Annotated in this window: 19 protein-coding genes; 11 read left to right on the top strand and 8 right to left on the bottom strand. The window is 70.4% G+C overall.

Going from position 1 to position 16,430, the window contains the following annotated elements:
• Positions 1 to 3: 3 nt before the first annotated feature.
• From FHP08_RS11925 to FHP08_RS11905, 5 genes are read right to left on the bottom strand one after another with little or no spacing between them, the layout of a single operon-like run.
• Entirely contained in the window at positions 4 to 636 is a 633-nt protein-coding gene (locus FHP08_RS11925) for an MlaC/ttg2D family ABC transporter substrate-binding protein (RefSeq protein WP_147704673.1), read from the bottom strand.
• 27 nt (positions 637 to 663) lie between these two features.
• Positions 664 to 1,410, bottom strand: coding sequence for an MlaA family lipoprotein (locus FHP08_RS11920; protein ID WP_147704672.1), 747 nt, complete (start codon positions 1,408 to 1,410; stop codon positions 664 to 666).
• Positions 1,410 to 1,877 (bottom strand): outer membrane lipid asymmetry maintenance protein MlaD, encoded by a 468-nt coding sequence (gene mlaD, locus FHP08_RS11915; protein WP_147704671.1) that lies wholly within the window; start codon positions 1,875 to 1,877, stop codon positions 1,410 to 1,412. Before mlaD ends, FHP08_RS11920 begins: the two co-directional genes overlap by 1 nt.
• 55 nt (positions 1,878 to 1,932) lie before the next feature.
• Entirely contained in the window at positions 1,933 to 2,715 is a 783-nt protein-coding gene (mlaE, locus tag FHP08_RS11910; protein WP_147704670.1) for a lipid asymmetry maintenance ABC transporter permease subunit MlaE, read from the bottom strand.
• Complete coding sequence (locus FHP08_RS11905) at positions 2,712 to 3,545, bottom strand: ABC transporter ATP-binding protein (RefSeq protein WP_147704669.1); 834 nt, start codon at positions 3,543 to 3,545, stop codon at positions 2,712 to 2,714. The genes mlaE and FHP08_RS11905 overlap by 4 nt, the downstream gene beginning before the upstream one ends.
• Positions 3,546 to 3,643: 98 nt before the next feature.
• On the opposite strand from FHP08_RS11905, the gene FHP08_RS11900 reads away from it, so the two are divergent.
• The 11 genes from FHP08_RS11900 (at position 3,644) to FHP08_RS11850 (ending at position 12,504) form a co-directional block, all read left to right on the top strand.
• A complete protein-coding gene (locus FHP08_RS11900; RefSeq protein ID WP_147704668.1) occupies positions 3,644 to 4,627 on the top strand; it encodes a KpsF/GutQ family sugar-phosphate isomerase in 984 nt (327 codons plus the stop codon).
• 12 nt (positions 4,628 to 4,639) lie between these two features.
• Positions 4,640 to 5,212, top strand: a complete 573-nt coding sequence (locus FHP08_RS11895) for a KdsC family phosphatase (protein WP_147704667.1) — start codon at positions 4,640 to 4,642, stop codon at positions 5,210 to 5,212.
• Positions 5,209 to 5,805, top strand: coding sequence for an LPS export ABC transporter periplasmic protein LptC (gene lptC, locus FHP08_RS11890; protein WP_147704666.1), 597 nt, complete (start codon positions 5,209 to 5,211; stop codon positions 5,803 to 5,805). The genes FHP08_RS11895 and lptC overlap by 4 nt, the downstream gene beginning before the upstream one ends.
• Positions 5,802 to 6,446: a lipopolysaccharide transport periplasmic protein LptA gene (gene lptA, locus FHP08_RS11885; RefSeq protein ID WP_147704665.1), complete on the top strand. Its 645-nt coding sequence runs from the start codon at positions 5,802 to 5,804 to the stop codon at positions 6,444 to 6,446. The genes lptC and lptA overlap by 4 nt, the downstream gene beginning before the upstream one ends.
• Positions 6,446 to 7,222, top strand: coding sequence for an LPS export ABC transporter ATP-binding protein (gene lptB, locus FHP08_RS11880; RefSeq protein WP_147704664.1), 777 nt, complete (start codon positions 6,446 to 6,448; stop codon positions 7,220 to 7,222). Before lptA ends, lptB begins: the two co-directional genes overlap by 1 nt.
• A gap of 53 nt (positions 7,223 to 7,275) precedes the next feature.
• The gene (locus FHP08_RS11875; RefSeq protein WP_147704663.1) at positions 7,276 to 8,796 is read left to right on the top strand and encodes an RNA polymerase factor sigma-54; all 1,521 of its coding nucleotides are present in this window, start codon (positions 7,276 to 7,278) and stop codon (positions 8,794 to 8,796) included.
• A 101-nt stretch (positions 8,797 to 8,897) separates the two neighbouring features.
• A complete protein-coding gene (gene hpf, locus FHP08_RS11870) occupies positions 8,898 to 9,221 on the top strand; it encodes a ribosome hibernation-promoting factor, HPF/YfiA family (protein ID WP_147704662.1) in 324 nt (107 codons plus the stop codon).
• Between the two features lie 202 nt (positions 9,222 to 9,423).
• A complete protein-coding gene (gene ptsN / locus FHP08_RS11865) occupies positions 9,424 to 9,894 on the top strand; it encodes a PTS IIA-like nitrogen regulatory protein PtsN (RefSeq protein ID WP_147704661.1) in 471 nt (156 codons plus the stop codon).
• 28 nt (positions 9,895 to 9,922) lie between these two features.
• Entirely contained in the window at positions 9,923 to 10,852 is a 930-nt protein-coding gene (gene hprK, locus FHP08_RS11860; protein ID WP_147704660.1) for an HPr(Ser) kinase/phosphatase, read from the top strand.
• A gap of 79 nt (positions 10,853 to 10,931) precedes the next feature.
• Positions 10,932 to 11,807, top strand: coding sequence for an RNase adapter RapZ (rapZ, locus tag FHP08_RS11855; protein ID WP_147704659.1), 876 nt, complete (start codon positions 10,932 to 10,934; stop codon positions 11,805 to 11,807).
• A gap of 52 nt (positions 11,808 to 11,859) precedes the next feature.
• The gene (locus FHP08_RS11850) at positions 11,860 to 12,504 is read left to right on the top strand and encodes an LON peptidase substrate-binding domain-containing protein (protein ID WP_147704658.1); all 645 of its coding nucleotides are present in this window, start codon (positions 11,860 to 11,862) and stop codon (positions 12,502 to 12,504) included.
• On the opposite strand, the gene mutY is transcribed toward FHP08_RS11850, so the two are convergent.
• Genes mutY through mutM form a run of 3 tightly spaced genes read right to left on the bottom strand, consistent with a single transcriptional unit; the run spans position 12,452 to position 16,385 of the window.
• Complete coding sequence (gene mutY, locus FHP08_RS11845; protein WP_147704657.1) at positions 12,452 to 13,570, bottom strand: A/G-specific adenine glycosylase; 1,119 nt, start codon at positions 13,568 to 13,570, stop codon at positions 12,452 to 12,454. The genes FHP08_RS11850 and mutY overlap by 53 nt on opposite strands.
• Positions 13,567 to 15,576: a dynamin family protein gene (locus tag FHP08_RS11840; protein WP_147704656.1), complete on the bottom strand. Its 2,010-nt coding sequence runs from the start codon at positions 15,574 to 15,576 to the stop codon at positions 13,567 to 13,569. The genes mutY and FHP08_RS11840 overlap by 4 nt, the downstream gene beginning before the upstream one ends.
• The gene (mutM, locus tag FHP08_RS11835; protein WP_147704655.1) at positions 15,564 to 16,385 is read right to left on the bottom strand and encodes a bifunctional DNA-formamidopyrimidine glycosylase/DNA-(apurinic or apyrimidinic site) lyase; all 822 of its coding nucleotides are present in this window, start codon (positions 16,383 to 16,385) and stop codon (positions 15,564 to 15,566) included. The genes FHP08_RS11840 and mutM overlap by 13 nt, the downstream gene beginning before the upstream one ends.
• Positions 16,386 to 16,430: the final 45 nt, after the last annotated feature.

Genomic DNA, 16,430 nt, shown 5'->3' with positions numbered 1-16,430 from the left:
GCGTCAGGACTTCTTATTGGGGTCGAACTGCCGGTTCTTGTCGGCCAGGCTCTTGATCAGCCCATCGACGCCGTTGCGGGCCGCCTCCTGGCCGAACTGCGTGCGGTAGGTCTCGACCAGCCACACGCCCAGCACGTTGACGTCGTAGATCTTCCATGCGGAATCGACCTTGTGCAGGCGATAGTCGAGCTGGATCGGCTCGCCGCGCGGCTGCACGATCTCGCTGCGCACGATCACGTCGGTCGCGTCGGCGGCGGCGCGCATCGGCTTCATCCGGATGCTCTGGTCCTCGACCGAGGCGAGCGCGCCGGAATAGGTGCGCAGCAACATGATGCGGAACTCGTCCATCAGCTGCTTCTGCTGCTCGGGCGTGGCCTGCCGCCACCAGCGGCCGGCCGCCAGCGCGGTCATGCGCTGGAAGTTCACGTGCGGCATCACCAGCTCGTCGACCAGCGTCGACAGCTTCTGGAAGTCGCCGCCCTGGATCGCCTTGTCGGCCTTGATCCGTTCGATCATCTCCGTGCCGACCTTCTGGATCAGCGCATCGGGCGTGCCCGATTCGAGCGCCGGCGAGGCGCCGGCGCCGAAGGCCGTCGCGGCGAGGATCGCGAGGAGCGAGAGGAATCTTGCGAGCATCGTTTTCTCCTTGTCTGCGCCAGACCGTCAGTCTTCGTCGTCGTAATCCATGGGCGGATTACCGTCGTGGACCTGGTTGCGCCGGCGTTGCAGCCAGGCGTCGCGGGTGAAGCTGTACTTGTCGAGCGCGGCGCCCTCGAGCACGCGCTCGGCCGGGAACAGCCGGGCCCGGCCGTCGATCAGGCGGGTCAGCCAGAGGTTGTTCGCCTGGCCGCGCGAGCCGATCTCGTTGAGCGGATCGGCAACCATGTCGAGCCCGCGGGCCGGCGCGTCGCGAAAGCTCGACGGGCCGAGCAGCGGAATCACCAGGTACGGGCCCGACGGCACGCCCCACACGCCGAGCGTCTGGCCGAAATCCTCGTCGTGCTTCTCGAAGCCCATCTCGCTGGCCACGTCGGCGATGCCGCCGAAGCCGAAGGTGGTGTTGACGACGAACCGCGACAGGTCGGAGAAGGCCTCGGCCGGCTTGCCCTGCAGGAGCTGATTCGCCGCGGTCCAGAGATCGGCCAGGTTGCCGAAGAAGTTGCCCACCATGTCGCGGGCCGGGCGCGGCACGACCGCCTCGTAGCCCTTGGCCACGGGCTTGAGCACCGCCTGGTCGACCGCGTCGTTGAAGGCGAAGACCGATCGGTTGAAGGACTCGAAGGGATCGGCGCGGGCGGACGGATCGTCATCGCCCGCCCCGCTGCCCGTCGTGGTGGCGCAGCCCGCGATCGCGAGCAGCGCCGCGGCGAGCGCGAGCCGCCAGCCGCTGCGCGCGCGATCGGTGTCCATCAGTTGCCTCCTTCCGCGGCCTTGCCGTACAGGAACTGGCCGATCAGGTTCTCGAGGACGACCGCCGACTGGGTCAGCTGGATCGTGTCGCCGCCCGCCAGCATCTCGGTGTCGCCGCCCGGCTCGAGGCCGATGTACTGCTCGCCGAGCAGGCCCGAGGTGAGGATCTTCGCGGAGCTGTCCTTGGGGAACTTGTAGCGGGCATCGAGCGCCAGCACCACGGTGGCCCGGTAGCTCTGGTCGTCGAAGGCGATCGACGCGACCCGGCCGACCACCACCCCGGCGCTGCGCACCGCGGCGCGAGGCTTCAGGCCGCCGATGTTGTCGAACTGGGCCGAGGCCTGGTAGGTCGGGCCCAGGCCCACGGCGCTGCTCATGTTTCCGGCGCGCAGGGCCAGGAAGACCAGCGCGGCGAAGCCGAGCAGCACGAACAGGCCGACGAGGAGGTCGACTCCCGAGCGTTTCATCGAATCATCTCCAGATGGGTTCCCATTTCTCGCCAACCGCTCTTTGCCGCCGGCCTCAGTTGGTGTTGAACATCAGGGCGGTCATGATGAAGTCGAGCCCCAGGATCGCCAGCGAGGCGGCGACCACGGTCGTGGTCGTGGCCCGCGCCACCCCCTCGGGCGTGGCCTTGGCCTTGTAGCCCACGAACAGCGCCACGAAGGCCACGGTGAAGCCGAACACGACGCTCTTGATGACGCCGTTGCCGACGTCGTTCAGCCAGTCGACGCCGTCCTGCATCTGCGACCAGAAAGCGCCCGCGTCGACGCCGATCATCTCGACGCCGACCAGGTAGCCGCCCAGCACGCCCAGCGCCGAAAACAGCGCGGCCAGCAGTGGCATGCAGAAGACTGCAGCCAGGAAGCGCGGCGCGAGCACCCGTTCGACCGGATCGACCGCCATCATCTCCATGGCGTCGAGCTGCTCGCCGGCCTTCATCAGGCCGACCTCGGCGGTGAGCGAGGTGCCGGCGCGCCCGGCGAACAGCAGCGCGGTGACCACCGGCCCGAGCTCGCGCACCAGCGACAGCGTGACCAGCAGGCCCAGCGCCTCCTCGGAACCGTAGCGGCGCAGCGTGTAGTAACCCTGCAGGCCCAGGACGAAACCGATCAGCAGCCCCGAGACCAGGATGATCGACAGCGAATAGTTGCCGATGAAGTGGACCTGGTCGATCACCAGCCGCGGGCGGCGCAGCGAGGCCAGCCCCAGCAGGCAAAGCCGCAGGAAGAAGCGGGTGGCCTGCCCGACGGATGCGAGGAAGTCCAGCAGCAGGCGCAGCGGAGCGAGGAGCGAACCGTTCATCGCTTCAGCCCCAGGTCTTCGGCGAGCGGCGGCGCCTGGTAATGGAAGGCGATCGGCCCGTCGATGTCGCCCTCGAGGAACTGCCGCACGTTCGGGTCGTCGGAATCGCGCAGTTCGTCGGGCGTGCCCTCGGCGGCGACGCGGCCGGCGGCCAGCAGGTAGACGTAGTCGGCGATCGCGAAGGTGTCCTTGATGTCGTGCGACACGAGGATGGAAGCGCAGTTCAGCGAATCGGCAAGCCTGCGGATCAGGTTGGCCACCGTGGCCAGCGCGACCGGGTCCAGGCCGGCGAAGGGCTCGTCGTACATGATCAGCGGCGGGTCCAGCGCGATCGCGCGGGCGAGCGCCACGCGCCGCGCCATGCCGCCCGAGAGCTGCGAGATCCCGAACTGCGCCGCACCGCGCAGGCCGACCGCCTCGAGCTTCATCAGCACCAGGTCGCGGATCATCGGGTCCGTCAGGTCAGTGTGCTCGCGAAGCGGGAAGGCCACGTTCTCGAAGGCGGTCAGGTCGGTGAACAGCGCGCCGAACTGGTACAGCATGCCCATGCGCTTGCGCAGCGCGAACAGACCCTCGCGGTCGAGCTTGTGGACATCCTGGCCGTCGAAGCTCACGCTTCCCTGCTGCGGGCGCAACTGCCCCCCGATCAGGCGCAGGATCGTGGTCTTGCCGCAGCCCGATCCGCCGATCAGCGCGACCACCTTGCCGCGCTCGAAGCGCAGCGAGATGTCTTTCAGGATCTCGCGTTCGCGGTAGCCGAAGCGGATCCGGTCGAGTACGAGGAAATCGCGGCTCAAGACGGGGAATCCTGGCAAAGTCGAACCCGGCATTCTAACCGTTCGGCAACGACAGGCTCCCGAAGGCCCGTGATGCACCGAACCGGGCCTGCCCTCCGGCGCCCGTGCGCGCTGCGCATATACTCGGCTCCATGAACGAGATCGTCGCGAGCCCGCAGCGGCTGATCGCGCAGGCCCGCGAGGTGCTGCGGATCGAGGCCGAGGCCGTCGCGCGGCTGGCCGAAAGAGTCGGCGAGCCGTTCGCCAGAGCCTGCGCGCTGATCCTGGCCTGCCCTGGGCGCGTGGTCGTCAGCGGGATGGGCAAGTCCGGGCACGTGGCTCGCAAGACCGCCGCCACGCTGGCCTCGACCGGCACCCCGGCGTTCTTCGTCCACCCGGCCGAGGCGAGTCACGGCGATCTCGGCATGGTCACCCGCGACGACGTCTTCATCGCGATGTCGAATTCCGGGACCACCGAGGAACTGCTGACCATCGTTCCGATCGTCAAGCGGCAAGGGGCGAAGCTCGTGGCCGTCACCGGCAATCCGGACTCGGCGCTGGCCAGGCTGGCCGACGTGCACCTGGATGCCGGCGTCGAGCGCGAGGCCTGCCCGCTCAACCTGGCGCCCACCGCGAGCACCACCGCCGCGCTGGCGCTGGGCGACGCGCTGGCGGTGGCGCTGCTCGATGCGCGCGGATTCGGACCGATGGACTTCGCGCGCTCGCATCCGGGCGGCGCGCTGGGCCGCCGGCTGCTGACCCGCGTGGCCGACGTGATGCGCACCGGCGCCGCGCTGCCGCAGGTGCCCACCGGCTCGCGGCTGGTCGACGCGATCCTCGAGATCACCCGCAAGCGGATGGGCATGACCGCGGTGGTGGGCCCCGACGGCCGGATGGCCGGCATCTTCACCGACGGGGACCTCAGGCGCCTGCTCGAGCAGGGACGCGAGGTGCAGGGCCTGCCGGTGGACGAGGTGATGACCCGCTCGCCGCGCACGATCGGCAGCCAGGCGCTGGCGGCCGAAGCCGTGAGGCTGATGGAAGAGCACCGGGTCAGCCAGCTGCTGGTGGTCGACGACGACCGGTTGGTCGGGGCGCTCGGCATCCACGACCTGCTGGCGGCCCGGGTCGTCTGAGCGCGGAAGGCGATGATCGAAGCGGCAAGGTCCGGCAATCCGCGCTCCCCCTCCGACGCCCGCGCCCGGGCCGCCGCGATCCGCCTGCTGGCGCTCGACGTCGACGGCACGCTGACCGACGGGCGCATCAACATCGGCCCCGAGGGCGAGGCGATGAAGTCCTTCTCGGTGCGCGACGGATTCGGGCTGACGCTGCTGCGCGAGGCCGGCATCCGGCTGGCCGTGATCACCGCGCGCCGCTCGGCGATCGTCGAGCACCGGGCGCGCGAGCTCGAGTTCGACCACGTGCTGCAGGGCGTGGGCGACAAGGCCTCGGCCCTGGCCGCCTTGCGCGACGAGCACCGCCTGGCGCCGGCCGAAGCCGGCTTCGTGGGCGACGACTGGCCCGACCTGCCGGCGATGCTCTCGGCAGGCTTCGCGGCGGCGCCGGCCGACGCGGCGCCCGAGGTGCGCGACCGCGCCCACTGGGTGTCGAGCGCGCCGGCCGGCCACGGCGCCATCCGCGAGCTCGCCGAGTTCGTGCTGCGCGCGCGCGGCGAGTTCGAGACGGCGCTGGCGCGCAGGCTCGGGCGGACGGCGCCATGAAGGCCCGTTCCTGGGACCGTTTCGCGGCCACGCTGTCGCTGCTGCTGCTCGCGGCGCTGGCCGCGGGCAGCTACTACCTGGCCGAGATGTCGCGCCGGATGACGATCGAGCCCGGGTCGACCGCGCTGCGCCACGAACCCGACTACTTCGTGGAGAAGCTGGTCTTCACCCGGGTGAACGCGCAGGGCGAACCCGCGTTTCGCCTGTCGGCCGAGCGCATGGTGCACTACCCCGACGACCTGTCCACCGAATACAGCCGGCCCGAAGTGGTCAGCCTGGACACCGAGAAGCCGCGGCTGCGCCTGGTCGGCGACACCGGCAAGTCGAGCGCCGACGGCATCGAGACCCACCTCTACGGCGACGTCGTGATGACCCGCGAGGCCGGCGGCGGCGACCCGGCCATGACGGTGCGCACCGACCACGTGGTGATCTACAGCGACACCGAGATCGCGAAGACCGACCGGCCCGTCACGATCGAACGCGGCGGCTCGACCTTGACCGGCGTCGGCATGGAATTCGATAATTCGGCGCGCTCGCTGACGGTCGATTCGCGGGTGCGCGGCACCTGGCAGCCTGCGCCGAGAACCCGATGACCCGACCTGCGACGCCCTTGACCCACTCCCGCTTCCCCGCCGCCCTGACCGCCACGGCCTTCGTCGCGGCGATCGCGCTTTCCGGCTGGACGGCCCCGGCGCGCGCCGAGAAGGCCGATCGCGACCAGCCGCTCGCGGTCGAGTCCGACCAGATGCAGTACGACGACATCAAGCAGGTGGGCACCTTCACCGGCCGGGTCGTCCTGACCAAGGGAAGCATCGTGGTCAGGGCCGACCGCCTGACGGTCCGCCAGGACGAGGAAGGCTGGCAGCACGCGACAGCCTGGGGCGCCCCGGCCACCTTCCGCCAGAAGCGCGAGGGCGTGAACGAGTGGATCGAAGGTCGCGCGCGGCGGATCGACTACGACGGCAAGCACGAAACGGTCAGGCTGCAGCAGCAGGCGACCATGCAGCGCACCGACGGCGCCAGGATCCTGGACGAGATCCACGGCAACGACATCCTCTATGAGAGCGGCACCGAGCTGTTCTCGGTGCAGGGTGCCGCGGGCAAGGAGGCCACGCCCGAAAACCCCTCGGGCCGGGTGCGCATGGTGATCCAGCCCAGGACCGCGAACGGACAATCGCCTGGCGAGCCAGCGCCGCTGAAACCGGCCGACCGGCTGGCGCCGGGTAGCCGCTGATGCCGCCGGACAGCGCGCAGGCCGGCACCGCGCCGCGCAGCCATCTGGCGGTGCGCAACCTGATGAAGGCCTACCACGGCCGCAAGGTCGTGCAGGACGTGTCGCTCGACGTGCACAGCGGCGAAGTGGTGGGGCTGCTCGGCCCCAACGGCGCCGGCAAGACCACCACCTTCTACATGATCGTGGGCCTGGTCCCGTCCGACGGGGGCGTCATCGAGCTCGACGAGAAGCCGATCGGCAGGCTTCCGATCCACCGGCGCGCGCGGCTCGGCCTGTCCTACCTGCCGCAGGAGGCCTCGGTCTTCCGGAAGATGACCGTGGAGGAGAACATCCTCGCCGTGCTCGAACTGCAGCAGGGCCCCGACGGCCGGCCCCTGCCGCGGGCCGAGATCACACAGCGGCTCGAGTCGCTGCTCACCGAGCTGCAGATCCTGCACATCCGCTCGAATCCGGCGCAGTCGCTGTCGGGCGGCGAGCGCCGCCGGGTCGAGATCGCGCGGGCGCTGGCGGGCGCGCCCCGCTTCATCCTGCTCGACGAGCCCTTCGCCGGCGTGGATCCGATCGCGGTCATCGAGATCCAGCGGATCGTGCGATTTCTCAAGGAAAGGCGAATCGGGGTGCTGATTACGGACCACAACGTCCGCGAGACCCTTGGCATCTGCGATCGCGCGTATATCATCAGGGCTGGTACCGTTCTTGCTTATGGCCGCCCCGACGAGGTCGTCCAGAACGAGGACGTCCGACGCTACTACCTGGGCGAGCACTTCTCGATGTAGCCGCGGGGTCCGCCCGGCGGCCGCCCGGCAAGGCGCCCGCAGCCCCCGCGACGATGAAACCCTCTCTCCAGCTCAAGCTTTCCCAGCATCTGGCATTGACGCCCCAGCTGCAGCAGTCGATCCGGCTGCTGCAGCTGTCCACGCTGGAGCTGAACCAGGAGCTCGAGCAGATCCTCTCCGAGAACCCCCTGCTCGAACGGCTCGACGACCCGCTGCAGTCCTGCGTGGCCATCGCCCCCAACGGTGGCCTGGACGGCGTAGCGCCGGTGTCGAGCCTGGCGGGCGGCGATGCGCGCGAGCAAGGCGCCGAGGGGGCATCGGGGGAATCGCCGGCAGGCGAGCGTGGGGAAGCCAGCGAGGCGGCCCCCGACAGCTGGGACGACGCCGGCGGCGACTCGCCGCAGGACTGGGGCAGCGAGGCCGGCGCCCGGACCCGCAGCGACGACGGCGAAGACGAGCGCGACTGGCCGCAACTGACCGGAGGCGAGATCGGCCTGCGCGAACACCTGGTGTCGCAGCTCGCGGGCACGCACGTGTCGCCGCGCGACCGGGCCCTGGTCACGCTGCTGATCGACGAGCTGAACGGCGACGGCATGCTCGAAACGGCGCTGGACGAGATCGCGGCCTCTCTGCCCGCCGAGCTCGACGTGGAGCCCGAGGAACTCAGCGCGGCGCTGCGCCTGCTGCAGAGCTTCGATCCGGCCGGCATCGGCGCCCGCGACCTGCGCGAGTGCCTGTTGCTGCAACTGGCCGCGGGCGGCTTCGATGCCCGGCCCGAGGCGGCACTGCGGGCCGCGCGCGAGATCGTGGCCAACCACCTGGATGCGCTGGCCGCGCGGGACTATCCGCGGATCAAGCGGGCGCTGCGCTGCGATGACGACGCGCTGCGCGAGGCGCAGGCGCTGATCAGGCAGCTGAACCCGCGCCCGGGCGCGAGCTTCTCGAGCGAGGCGCCCGGCTACGTGGTGCCCGACGTGATCGTGAAGAAGGGCCGCAGCGGCTGGACGGTGTCGCTGAACCCCGACGTGATGCCGCGGCTCCGAATCAACGAAATGTACGCCGACATCCTCAGGCGCAACAGGGGTAGCCACACGGAATTGTCGGGTCGATTGCAGGAAGCTCGCTGGCTGGTGAAGAATGTCCAGCAGCGGTTCGACACCATCCTGCGGGTCTCGCAGGCGATCGTCGACCGCCAGCGAGCGTTCTTTTCGCATGGCCCGGTCGCCATGCGCCCGCTGGTCCTGCGGGAAATCGCTGACACCTTGGGATTGCACGAATCGACCGTATCCCGGGTCACGACGCAGAAGTACATGCTCACGCCTGCAGGCACCTTCGAGCTCAAGTATTTCTTCGGGAGCCACGTGGCGACCGACTCCGGCGGCGCGGCCTCCAGCACGGCGATCCGTGAAATGATCAGGCAACTCGTCTCGGCGGAGGACCCCACCCGACCCCTATCGGACAGCCGCATCGCAGAACTGCTCGGCGAGCAGGGTTTCGTGGTGGCGCGGCGCACGGTCGCCAAGTACCGCGAGGCACTGCGGATTCCCGCCGTCGCCCAGCGACGAGCGCTCTAGACACCGCGGTGTCTGGCAGCGCCGCCCCGGCGCCGGCTCGCCGGGTCGCGTGAACCCCATCGCGCGGCGCCCATCGCATGGCGCCGGCCACAGGAGGATGCATGAATCTCGCCATCAGCGGTCATCACGTCAGCGTCAGCCCGGCCCTTCGCGACTACGTCGCCTCGAAGCTCGACCGGATACGCAGGCACTTCGATCAGGTCATCGACGTCAACGTATTCCTGTCGGTCGACAAGCTGATCCAGAAGGCGGAGATCCATCTGAGAGTGCGCGGCAAGGCGCTCTTCGCCGAGGCGAGCGACGAGAACCTGTACGCGGCGATCGACCTGCTGGTCGACAAGCTCGACCGGCAGGTGATCAAATACAAGGACAAGCGCGTCGGTTTCGAGCATGATGCGCTCAAGCATCAGCCCGTCCCGACCTGACGAAACTGTCGAAACCCGACGAAAACGTGCCACCCGCTGGCCGGATGCCCCGGAAGGGCCGAGGAACTCCGTTGTTGCAATGCGGAAATTCCTCATTCCCTTTCGTGGCCCGGCCTTTATAATCCAGCATTCTCGAGACTTGCCCCTGAGGTAATTTCGGATGCTGCAAAGCGTCAAGGCAAGCCCCTGGGGCGCCAGTGCCATGAATCGTCTCTCCAGATTGCTGGCCCCGACCAACGTGGTCATCGACCTGTCGGTCACCAGCAAGAAGCGGTTGTTCGAGCAGGTCGGACTTCTCTTCGAGAACAACCAGGGCATCGAACGCAGCAAGGTGTTCGACTCGCTCTTCGCCCGCGAACGGCTCGGCTCCACCGGGCTCGGCGAGGGCGTTGCCATCCCGCACGGCCGCATCAAGGGCCTGAAGGAGGCCGTGGCCGCCGTGGTCCGCGTGGCCGAGCCGCTGGCCTTCGACGCGCCCGACGGAAAGCCGGTCCGGCTGCTGGTCTTCCTGCTCGTGCCCGAGCACGCCACCGAAGAGCACCTGGAACTGCTGTCCGAGCTCGCCGAACTGCTGTCCGACGATTCCGTCCGCCAGTCGCTGGCCACCGCCGACGATCCGGCGCAGGTGCACCGGATCCTCTCGAGCTGGGAACCCTGCCGCCCGGCGGCCTGAGCCCGCGGGCGCACCGTTTGCCGCGCGCATGAACCTCACCGTCCGCGCGCTCTTCGACCTGCACCGCGACGAGCTACGGCTCACCTGGCTGGCCGGCCACGCCGGCGGCGACAGGGCCGCGGCCGACGCAGCTTCCGAGCCAGCCGACCTGGTCGGCTACCTCAACCTGATCCACCCGAACCGGATCCACGTCTTCGGCTCGGCCGAGCGCGCCTACACGCAGCGGCTCGATCCGGCCCGCCGACGGGCGATCCTCGACGAGCTGGCGGCCGGACACCCGCCCGCGGTCATCGTGGCCGACGGCCTCGACCCCTCCTCCGAGCTGTCCCAGCGGGCCGAAGCCGACGGCCTGCCGCTGCTCGGCACGCCGCTGCCGGCCGCGCGCGTGATAGAGGCCCTGCGCATGTCGCTGGCCAAGACCGTAGCCCAGACCACCTCGATGCACGGCGTGTGCATGGACGTGCTCGGGATGGGGGTGCTGATCTCCGGCGAATCGGGTCTGGGCAAGAGCGAGCTCGCGCTGGAGCTGGTGAGCCGCGGCCACGGGCTGGTGGCCGACGACGTGGTCGAGTTCAGCCGGATCGCCCCGCATGTCGTGGAGGCGCGCTGCCCGCCCCTGCTGCAGAACCTGCTCGAAGTCCGCGGCCTGGGCCTGCTGGACATCCGCACGATCTTCGGCGAAACCGCGGTGCGCCGGAAGATGAAGCTCAACCTGATCGTGCACCTGGTGCGCACGCGCACGCTCGAGGACGAGTACCAGCGGATGCCGCTCGAGGCGCTGACCCAGGACGTTCTCGGCCTGCCGATCCGCAAGATGGTGATCCCCGTTGCGGCCGGGCGCAACCTGGCGGTGCTGACTGAGGCGGCGGTGCGCAGCACCATCCTGCAGCTTCGCGGCATCGACACCACCGGCGACTTCGTCGCCCGCCAGCGCGCGCTGATCGAGACGCAGGGGTGATCGCCCGCGCGGGCGCGGATTCGCACCCGCGCGATGTGGATTCGCCCCCGGCGAAGGCCTTTCACCGTAACATCAGGACATGCGTCTCGTTCTGATCACCGGCATCTCGGGCTCGGGAAAGTCCATCGCGCTGAACGTGCTCGAGGACGACGGGTTCTTCTGCATCGATAACCTGCCCGTGCGCTTCCTCGACGAGGTGATCGGCTCGCTGGCCGCGGCGGGTCACGAACGGCTCGCGGTGGCGATCGACGCGCGCAGCGGAGACTCGGTCGAGGGGCTCAAGCAGTCGGTCGGCGGGCTTGCCCGGCACGGTCACGACATCAAGATCCTCTTCCTGAACGCGCGCACCGACACGCTGGTGCAGCGCTACTCGGAAACCCGGCGCCGGCACCCGCTCTCGCTTCGCGTGCCGCGCGACGGCGAGCCCCCGACGCTGCTCGAGGCGATCGAGCAGGAGCGCGAGCTGATGTCGGTGCTCGAGAACATCGGCGTGTCGATCGACACCAGCGACCTGCATCCGAACGTGCTGCGCGGCTGGGTGCGCGACGTCGTCGGCGCCGAGCGCGCGCCGATCACGCTGCTGTTCGAATCCTTCGCCTTCAAGCACGGCGTGCCGCTCGATGCAGACCTGGTCTTCGACGCGCGCTGCCTGCCGAACCCCTACTACACGCCCGAGCTGCGGCCCATGACTGGCCAGGACGAACCGGTGGCCCAGTACCTGCGCGCGATTCCCTCGGTGCGGCGGCTGATCGACGACATCTCGGCCTTCCTGCACGCCTGGCTGCCGCACTACCTGCAGGAGAACCGCGCCTACCTGACCGTGGCGATCGGCTGCACCGGCGGCCAGCACCGCTCGGTGTTCTGCGTGGAGGAGCTCGCCCGCGAGTTCCGGCGCATCGAGCACGTGCTGGTCAGGCATCGCTCGCTGGCCAACCGGCTGGCCGGCGGCGCCTGAACCGGCCGAGCCCCGAGAGCGCACCAGGCCACGCGAGCGCGTTGTCGAAGACATGGACCGGACGAGCGAAATCCGCGGCTCGACGGCGAGCACGCCGGCCGAGCTGGCGATCTTCCCGCTGAACACGGTGCTGTTTCCGGGGGGCGTCCTGCCGCTGCGGATCTTCGAGGCGCGCTACATGGACATGGCGCGGGACTGCATGGCCGCGCAAGTCCCGTTCGGCGTGTGCCTGATCACCGCCGGCGGCGAGGTCGGCGAGCCGGCCGAGCACGAGGCGGTCGGCTGCGAAGCGCGGATCGTGGACTGGGACATGCAGCAGCTCGGGCTGCTCCAGGTGCGCACCATCGGCGGCCGGCGCTTCCGGGTGAGCACGCGGCGGGTGCAGCCCGATGGCCTCGTGCGCGCCGCGACCGAGCCGATCCCGGACGACCCGGACCTGCCGATCCCCGGTGAGCTGGCGGTGTGCGCCAGCCTGGTGGGTCGGCTGATCGAGGATCTGGTCGAGAAGGAGATCGATCCGATGAAGAAGATGATCGAGCCGCCCTACCGGCTCGACTCGGCCACCTGGGTCGGCAACCGGCTCTGCGAGTTCCTGCCGATCTCGCCGAAGGCCCGGCAGCGGCTGATGGCGCTCGACGACCCGCTCACGCGGCTGTCGGTGATCCATCAGTATCTGCAGCAGCACCGGGTGGTATAGGGTCGAGCGCCATCAGCAGGCGCTTGACCGGCCTGGGCAGCGCGGCGCCCGGCACCTCGTCCCGTGCGAGCCACACCGCGCCGGGCGCCGCGGCGCCGCGGGCGGCCACGACCCGGCACACGAAGGGCTCGATCCGCAGACGGAAATGCGTGAACGCATGCACGAAGGGCGCTGCCGCCTCGGGTGCTTCCGGCGTCGTGATCACCAGTCCGTGACGCGCCGCCACCTCGGCCGCGAATGCCTGCGCCGAGCCCGGCGCGCCGTCGGCGATCTCGCCCTGCGGCAGGCTCCAGAGCCCGCCCCAGATGCCCGAAGGCGGCCGCTTCTCCACCAGCCAGGCATCGCCTTGCCGAATCGCCAGCATCCGGCATTCGCGAAGCGGCACCGCGCGCGCGGGCCTGGGCGCGGGCAGCCGCCCGACGCTGTCCTCGCGCAAGGCCACGCAGCGCCCTGCGACCGGGCAGCGCTCGCAGGCCGGCCGGCTGCGCGTGCACACGGTGGCGCCCAGGTCCATCAGGCCCTGCGTGTAGGCCTCGATGCCGGCCTGGGGCAGCTCGCGTTCGGCGAGCTCCCAGAGTCGCTTCTCGACCGCGCGCTCGCCCGGCCAGCCCGCCACGCCGAAGGCCCGGCACAGCACCCGCTTCACGTTGCCGTCCAGGATCGCGGCGCGCGCGCCGCCGGCGAAGACCGCGATCGCCGCCGCGGTGGATCGTCCGATGCCCGGGAGCGTTTCCAGCGTGCCGGCATCGACCGGGAAGCGGCCGCCGTGACGCTCGACGACCTCGACCGCACAGCGATGCAGGTTGCGTGCGCGGCTGTAGTAGCCCAGCCCGCTCCACAGCCGCATGACCTGGTCGAGCGGCGCTCCGGCCAGCGCCGCCACGTCGGGAAAGGCCGCCAGGAAACGCTGGTAGTAGGGGACGACCGTCGCCACCTGGGTCTGCTGCAGCATCACCTCGGAGAGCCAGATCCGGTAGGCGTCGCGGGTGCCCTGCCAGGGCAGGTCGTGCCGGCCCTCGCGCCGCTGCCAGTCGACGACCGCCGCGGCGAAGCCGCCGCCGCTCACTGCGCGGCCGCCTGCGTCGCCAGGGCGGGAATCGCTTCGAGTCCTTCGAGCAAGGCACGCAGCTCGCCGGCTGCCGACTCCACCGCCGCGACCCGCTCCTCGATCGCCGCGCGCGCGGCCGACACGTCGGCGATCCGCGCCTCCAGGCTGTCGCTGGCCTCGAGCACGCGCTGCACCGACTCCGCGCGACGGCGCAGGTGCGCCTGGTGCTCGCGCACCTGCGACTCGATCGGCGCCATGACCGCGCGCTGCCAGGAACCGCAGTCGCGCGCCAGCCTCTCGTAGAGCTCGCACATGCGCAGGGCCACCGCCTCGAAGAACTTGCGCATCAGCACGTACTTCTCGTTCGTGACCAGCGACAGCGCGCCAAACTGGCGGCGCTGCATCTGTTCGATGCGGTCGAGCGCCTCGAGGTGCCGGCGCATCGAGAACTGCACCGGGTTGCCCAGCGACAATCCGTGCTCGGAGCTGAAGCTGCGGTACATCGCATTCATCAGCGTGGCGATCTCGGACAGGTGGCGCCCCGCCTCGTCGAAGTCGGCGCGCGCGGCCCCGAGCAGCGAGGCCATCGCGTCGCGCAGGCCGGTCGAGAAGTGACTGCCGCGCATCACGTCGCGGGCGTCGCGCAGGTGCCGCCGGGCCACGTCGGGGCTGATCGCGTCGCCGATGGCCTGGCCGTGCCGCCCGAGCACCGCGCGCAGCGCCTGCAACTGGCGCAGGCTGCGGGTGAACTCCTCGCGGTCGCGCTGCACCTGCGCGGCCATGCGGGCGATCGACTCGCGATTGCGCCCTCGCAGCGAATTCAGCTCCATCTGGAGCTCCACCTGCGCCCGCCTGCGAGCGCCCAGCGTGGCCGCGGCCCGCCGGTGCAGCGCGTCGAAGTCCCGGCGCAGCCGCTCGCGAACGATCTCGCGGCGCTGCCCGACCAGCTGGCCGCCGAGCGCGCGCTCGAGCTCGGGCAGGCGGCTGCGCCGAAGTAGCGCCTCGTCGTCGCGCAGCCGCGCAACCAGGGCCTTCTGGGCCGAGACCGGGAAGATCCTCTCGGCAGGCAGGTCCAGCGTCCGCGAGACGTTGCCGACCTGCCGCGCGATCTCGACCTCGATCTCGACGTCGTCGCGCAGGCCGTCCCAGAGCCCGTCGATCTTGTTCAGCACCACGAAGCGCCCGCGCCCCTGCCCGTGGCTGCGCGCCACATGGTCGCGCCAGATCTCGCCGTCGGAGCGGGTCACGCCGGCGTCGGCGGCGAGCACGAAGAGCACCGCGTCGGCCTCGGGAATCAGCTTGAGCGTGAGCTCGGGCTCGGCGCCGATCGCGTTGAGCCCCGGCGTGTCGATGATCACCAGCCCGCGCGCGAGCAGCGGGTGCGGATGGTTGACGATCGCATGGCGCCAGCGCGGGATCTCGACGACCGCGCTCGCAAGACCCACCGGCTCGTCGTGGCCGAAGCCCATCGCGGCAGCCTCCGCTTCCGGCACCTCGATGGTCTCCGACACGCTGCCGATCGCCCGCTCGAGCGAGGCCGGATCGGCCGGGTCGAAGGAAACGACGTGCCAGGCCGATTCGTCCTCGCGCAACGCGGCGAGCGGCGTGTCGCCGACGCGGGTCTCGATCGGCAGCAGCCGGACCGAGGGCGGGCGCCCCGGATCCCACAGCAGCTCGGTCGGGCACATCGTGGTGCGCCCGGCCGAGGACGGCACGATCCGCCGGCCCGCGTCGCCGAAGAACAGCGCGTTGATGAGCTCCGACTTGCCGCGCGAGAACTCGGCCACGAAGGCCACCGACAATCGCTCGGCGTTCAGCCTATCCTGCATCGCGGCCAGCCGCGCGCGGGCGTCGGCGTCGTCGAAGCGCGCCCCGACCAGTTGCCGGCCGTAGGCGGACAGCGCCCCGGCGACCGCGTCGCGCCATCCGCCGAAGTCGGCCAACTGCCTTTCGATCGATTCCACCGCAAGTCCCCCGATGGCCTTCGCCTCGGCCTGCGCCGGCCCGCCCGCTAGCGCTGGCATGCCGGACACCAGTAAGTGGCCCGCTGCTGGTCGCGGCGCATCGCGACCGGCGTGCCGCAGGCCCGGCAGGGCTGACCAGCGCGTCCGTAGACGAAACAGTCGAGCTGGAAGTATCCGCCCTGGCCGTCGCTGCCTACGAAATCCCGCAGCGAACTGCCGCCGCGGGCGATGGCGTCGGCCAGCGTCTCGCGGATCGCCCCGGCGAGCCGCTCGCAGCGCTCGCGCCCGATCCGGCGCGCCGGAGTGGAAGGCCGGATGCCGGCCCGGAACAGGCTTTCCGACGCGTAGATGTTGCCCACGCCCACCACCACCGTTCCGGAAAGCACCAATTGCTTGATCGCCACCGCGCGGCCGCGGGTCGCCCGGTAGAGCATCTCGCCATCGAACGCGTCGGAGAAGGGCTCGACGCCCAGGCCCGCCAGCAGGGGATGCGAGGCGACGGGGCCGTCCGCAGGCCTGTGCCAGAGCATGGCGCCGAAGCGGCGCGGGTCGTGGTAGCGCAGCAGGCGCTCGCCGAAGTCGATGTCGACGTGGTCGTGGCGGGCGGGCGCCTGCGGCGAGTCGAGGATCCTGAAGTTGCCCGACATGCCGAGGTGGGCGATCAGGGTGGCCCCGCCGAAATCCATCAGCAGGTACTTGCCGCGCCGCCCCACCGACTCGAGCCGGCGCCCGGCCAGCTCGCGGGACAGCCCTTCGGGAACCGGCCAGCGCAGCCTGGGCTCGCGCACCTCGACCCGGCTGACCACGCGCCGAGACAGTCCGGCCTGCAGGCCGCGACGAACCACTTCGACCTCGGGCAATTCGGGCATCTGGCTGCTTGCGATCGCGTCTCGGGTAACCTTGCCCGGCAGTGT

It is taken from the genome of Zeimonas arvi (genome assembly GCF_008039575.1).
GTDB classification, from domain to species: domain Bacteria; phylum Pseudomonadota; class Gammaproteobacteria; order Burkholderiales; family Burkholderiaceae_E; genus Zeimonas; species Zeimonas arvi.
Note: the sequence above shows the minus strand (reverse complement) of the source record. Positions and strands in the feature narration are given on the sequence as shown.

Excerpts from the sequence above, each read along its gene's own strand:
- lptA (WP_147704665.1), top strand. The coding sequence starts at position 5,802 with ATGACCCGACCTGCGACGCCCTTGACCCACTCCCGCTTCCCCGCCGCC.
- lptB (WP_147704664.1), top strand. The coding sequence starts at position 6,446 with ATGCCGCCGGACAGCGCGCAGGCCGGCACCGCGCCGCGCAGCCATCTG.
- ptsN (WP_147704661.1), top strand. The coding sequence starts at position 9,424 with ATGAATCGTCTCTCCAGATTGCTGGCCCCGACCAACGTGGTCATCGAC.
- FHP08_RS11875 (WP_147704663.1), top strand. The coding sequence starts at position 7,276 with ATGAAACCCTCTCTCCAGCTCAAGCTTTCCCAGCATCTGGCATTGACG.
- FHP08_RS11850 (WP_147704658.1), top strand. The coding sequence starts at position 11,860 with ATGGACCGGACGAGCGAAATCCGCGGCTCGACGGCGAGCACGCCGGCC.
- hpf (WP_147704662.1), top strand. The coding sequence starts at position 8,898 with ATGAATCTCGCCATCAGCGGTCATCACGTCAGCGTCAGCCCGGCCCTT.
- mlaE (WP_147704670.1), bottom strand. The coding sequence starts at position 2,715 with ATGAACGGTTCGCTCCTCGCTCCGCTGCGCCTGCTGCTGGACTTCCTC.
- FHP08_RS11905 (WP_147704669.1), bottom strand. The coding sequence starts at position 3,545 with ATGCCGGGTTCGACTTTGCCAGGATTCCCCGTCTTGAGCCGCGATTTC.
- lptC (WP_147704666.1), top strand. The coding sequence starts at position 5,209 with ATGAAGGCCCGTTCCTGGGACCGTTTCGCGGCCACGCTGTCGCTGCTG.
- FHP08_RS11840 (WP_147704656.1), bottom strand. The coding sequence starts at position 15,576 with ATGCCAGCGCTAGCGGGCGGGCCGGCGCAGGCCGAGGCGAAGGCCATC.
- hprK (WP_147704660.1), top strand. The coding sequence starts at position 9,923 with ATGAACCTCACCGTCCGCGCGCTCTTCGACCTGCACCGCGACGAGCTA.
- FHP08_RS11925 (WP_147704673.1), bottom strand. The coding sequence starts at position 636 with ATGCTCGCAAGATTCCTCTCGCTCCTCGCGATCCTCGCCGCGACGGCC.
- FHP08_RS11900 (WP_147704668.1), top strand. The coding sequence starts at position 3,644 with ATGAACGAGATCGTCGCGAGCCCGCAGCGGCTGATCGCGCAGGCCCGC.
- mlaD (WP_147704671.1), bottom strand. The coding sequence starts at position 1,877 with ATGAAACGCTCGGGAGTCGACCTCCTCGTCGGCCTGTTCGTGCTGCTC.
- FHP08_RS11895 (WP_147704667.1), top strand. The coding sequence starts at position 4,640 with ATGATCGAAGCGGCAAGGTCCGGCAATCCGCGCTCCCCCTCCGACGCC.
- mutM (WP_147704655.1), bottom strand. The coding sequence starts at position 16,385 with ATGCCCGAATTGCCCGAGGTCGAAGTGGTTCGTCGCGGCCTGCAGGCC.
- FHP08_RS11920 (WP_147704672.1), bottom strand. The coding sequence starts at position 1,410 with ATGGACACCGATCGCGCGCGCAGCGGCTGGCGGCTCGCGCTCGCCGCG.
- rapZ (WP_147704659.1), top strand. The coding sequence starts at position 10,932 with ATGCGTCTCGTTCTGATCACCGGCATCTCGGGCTCGGGAAAGTCCATC.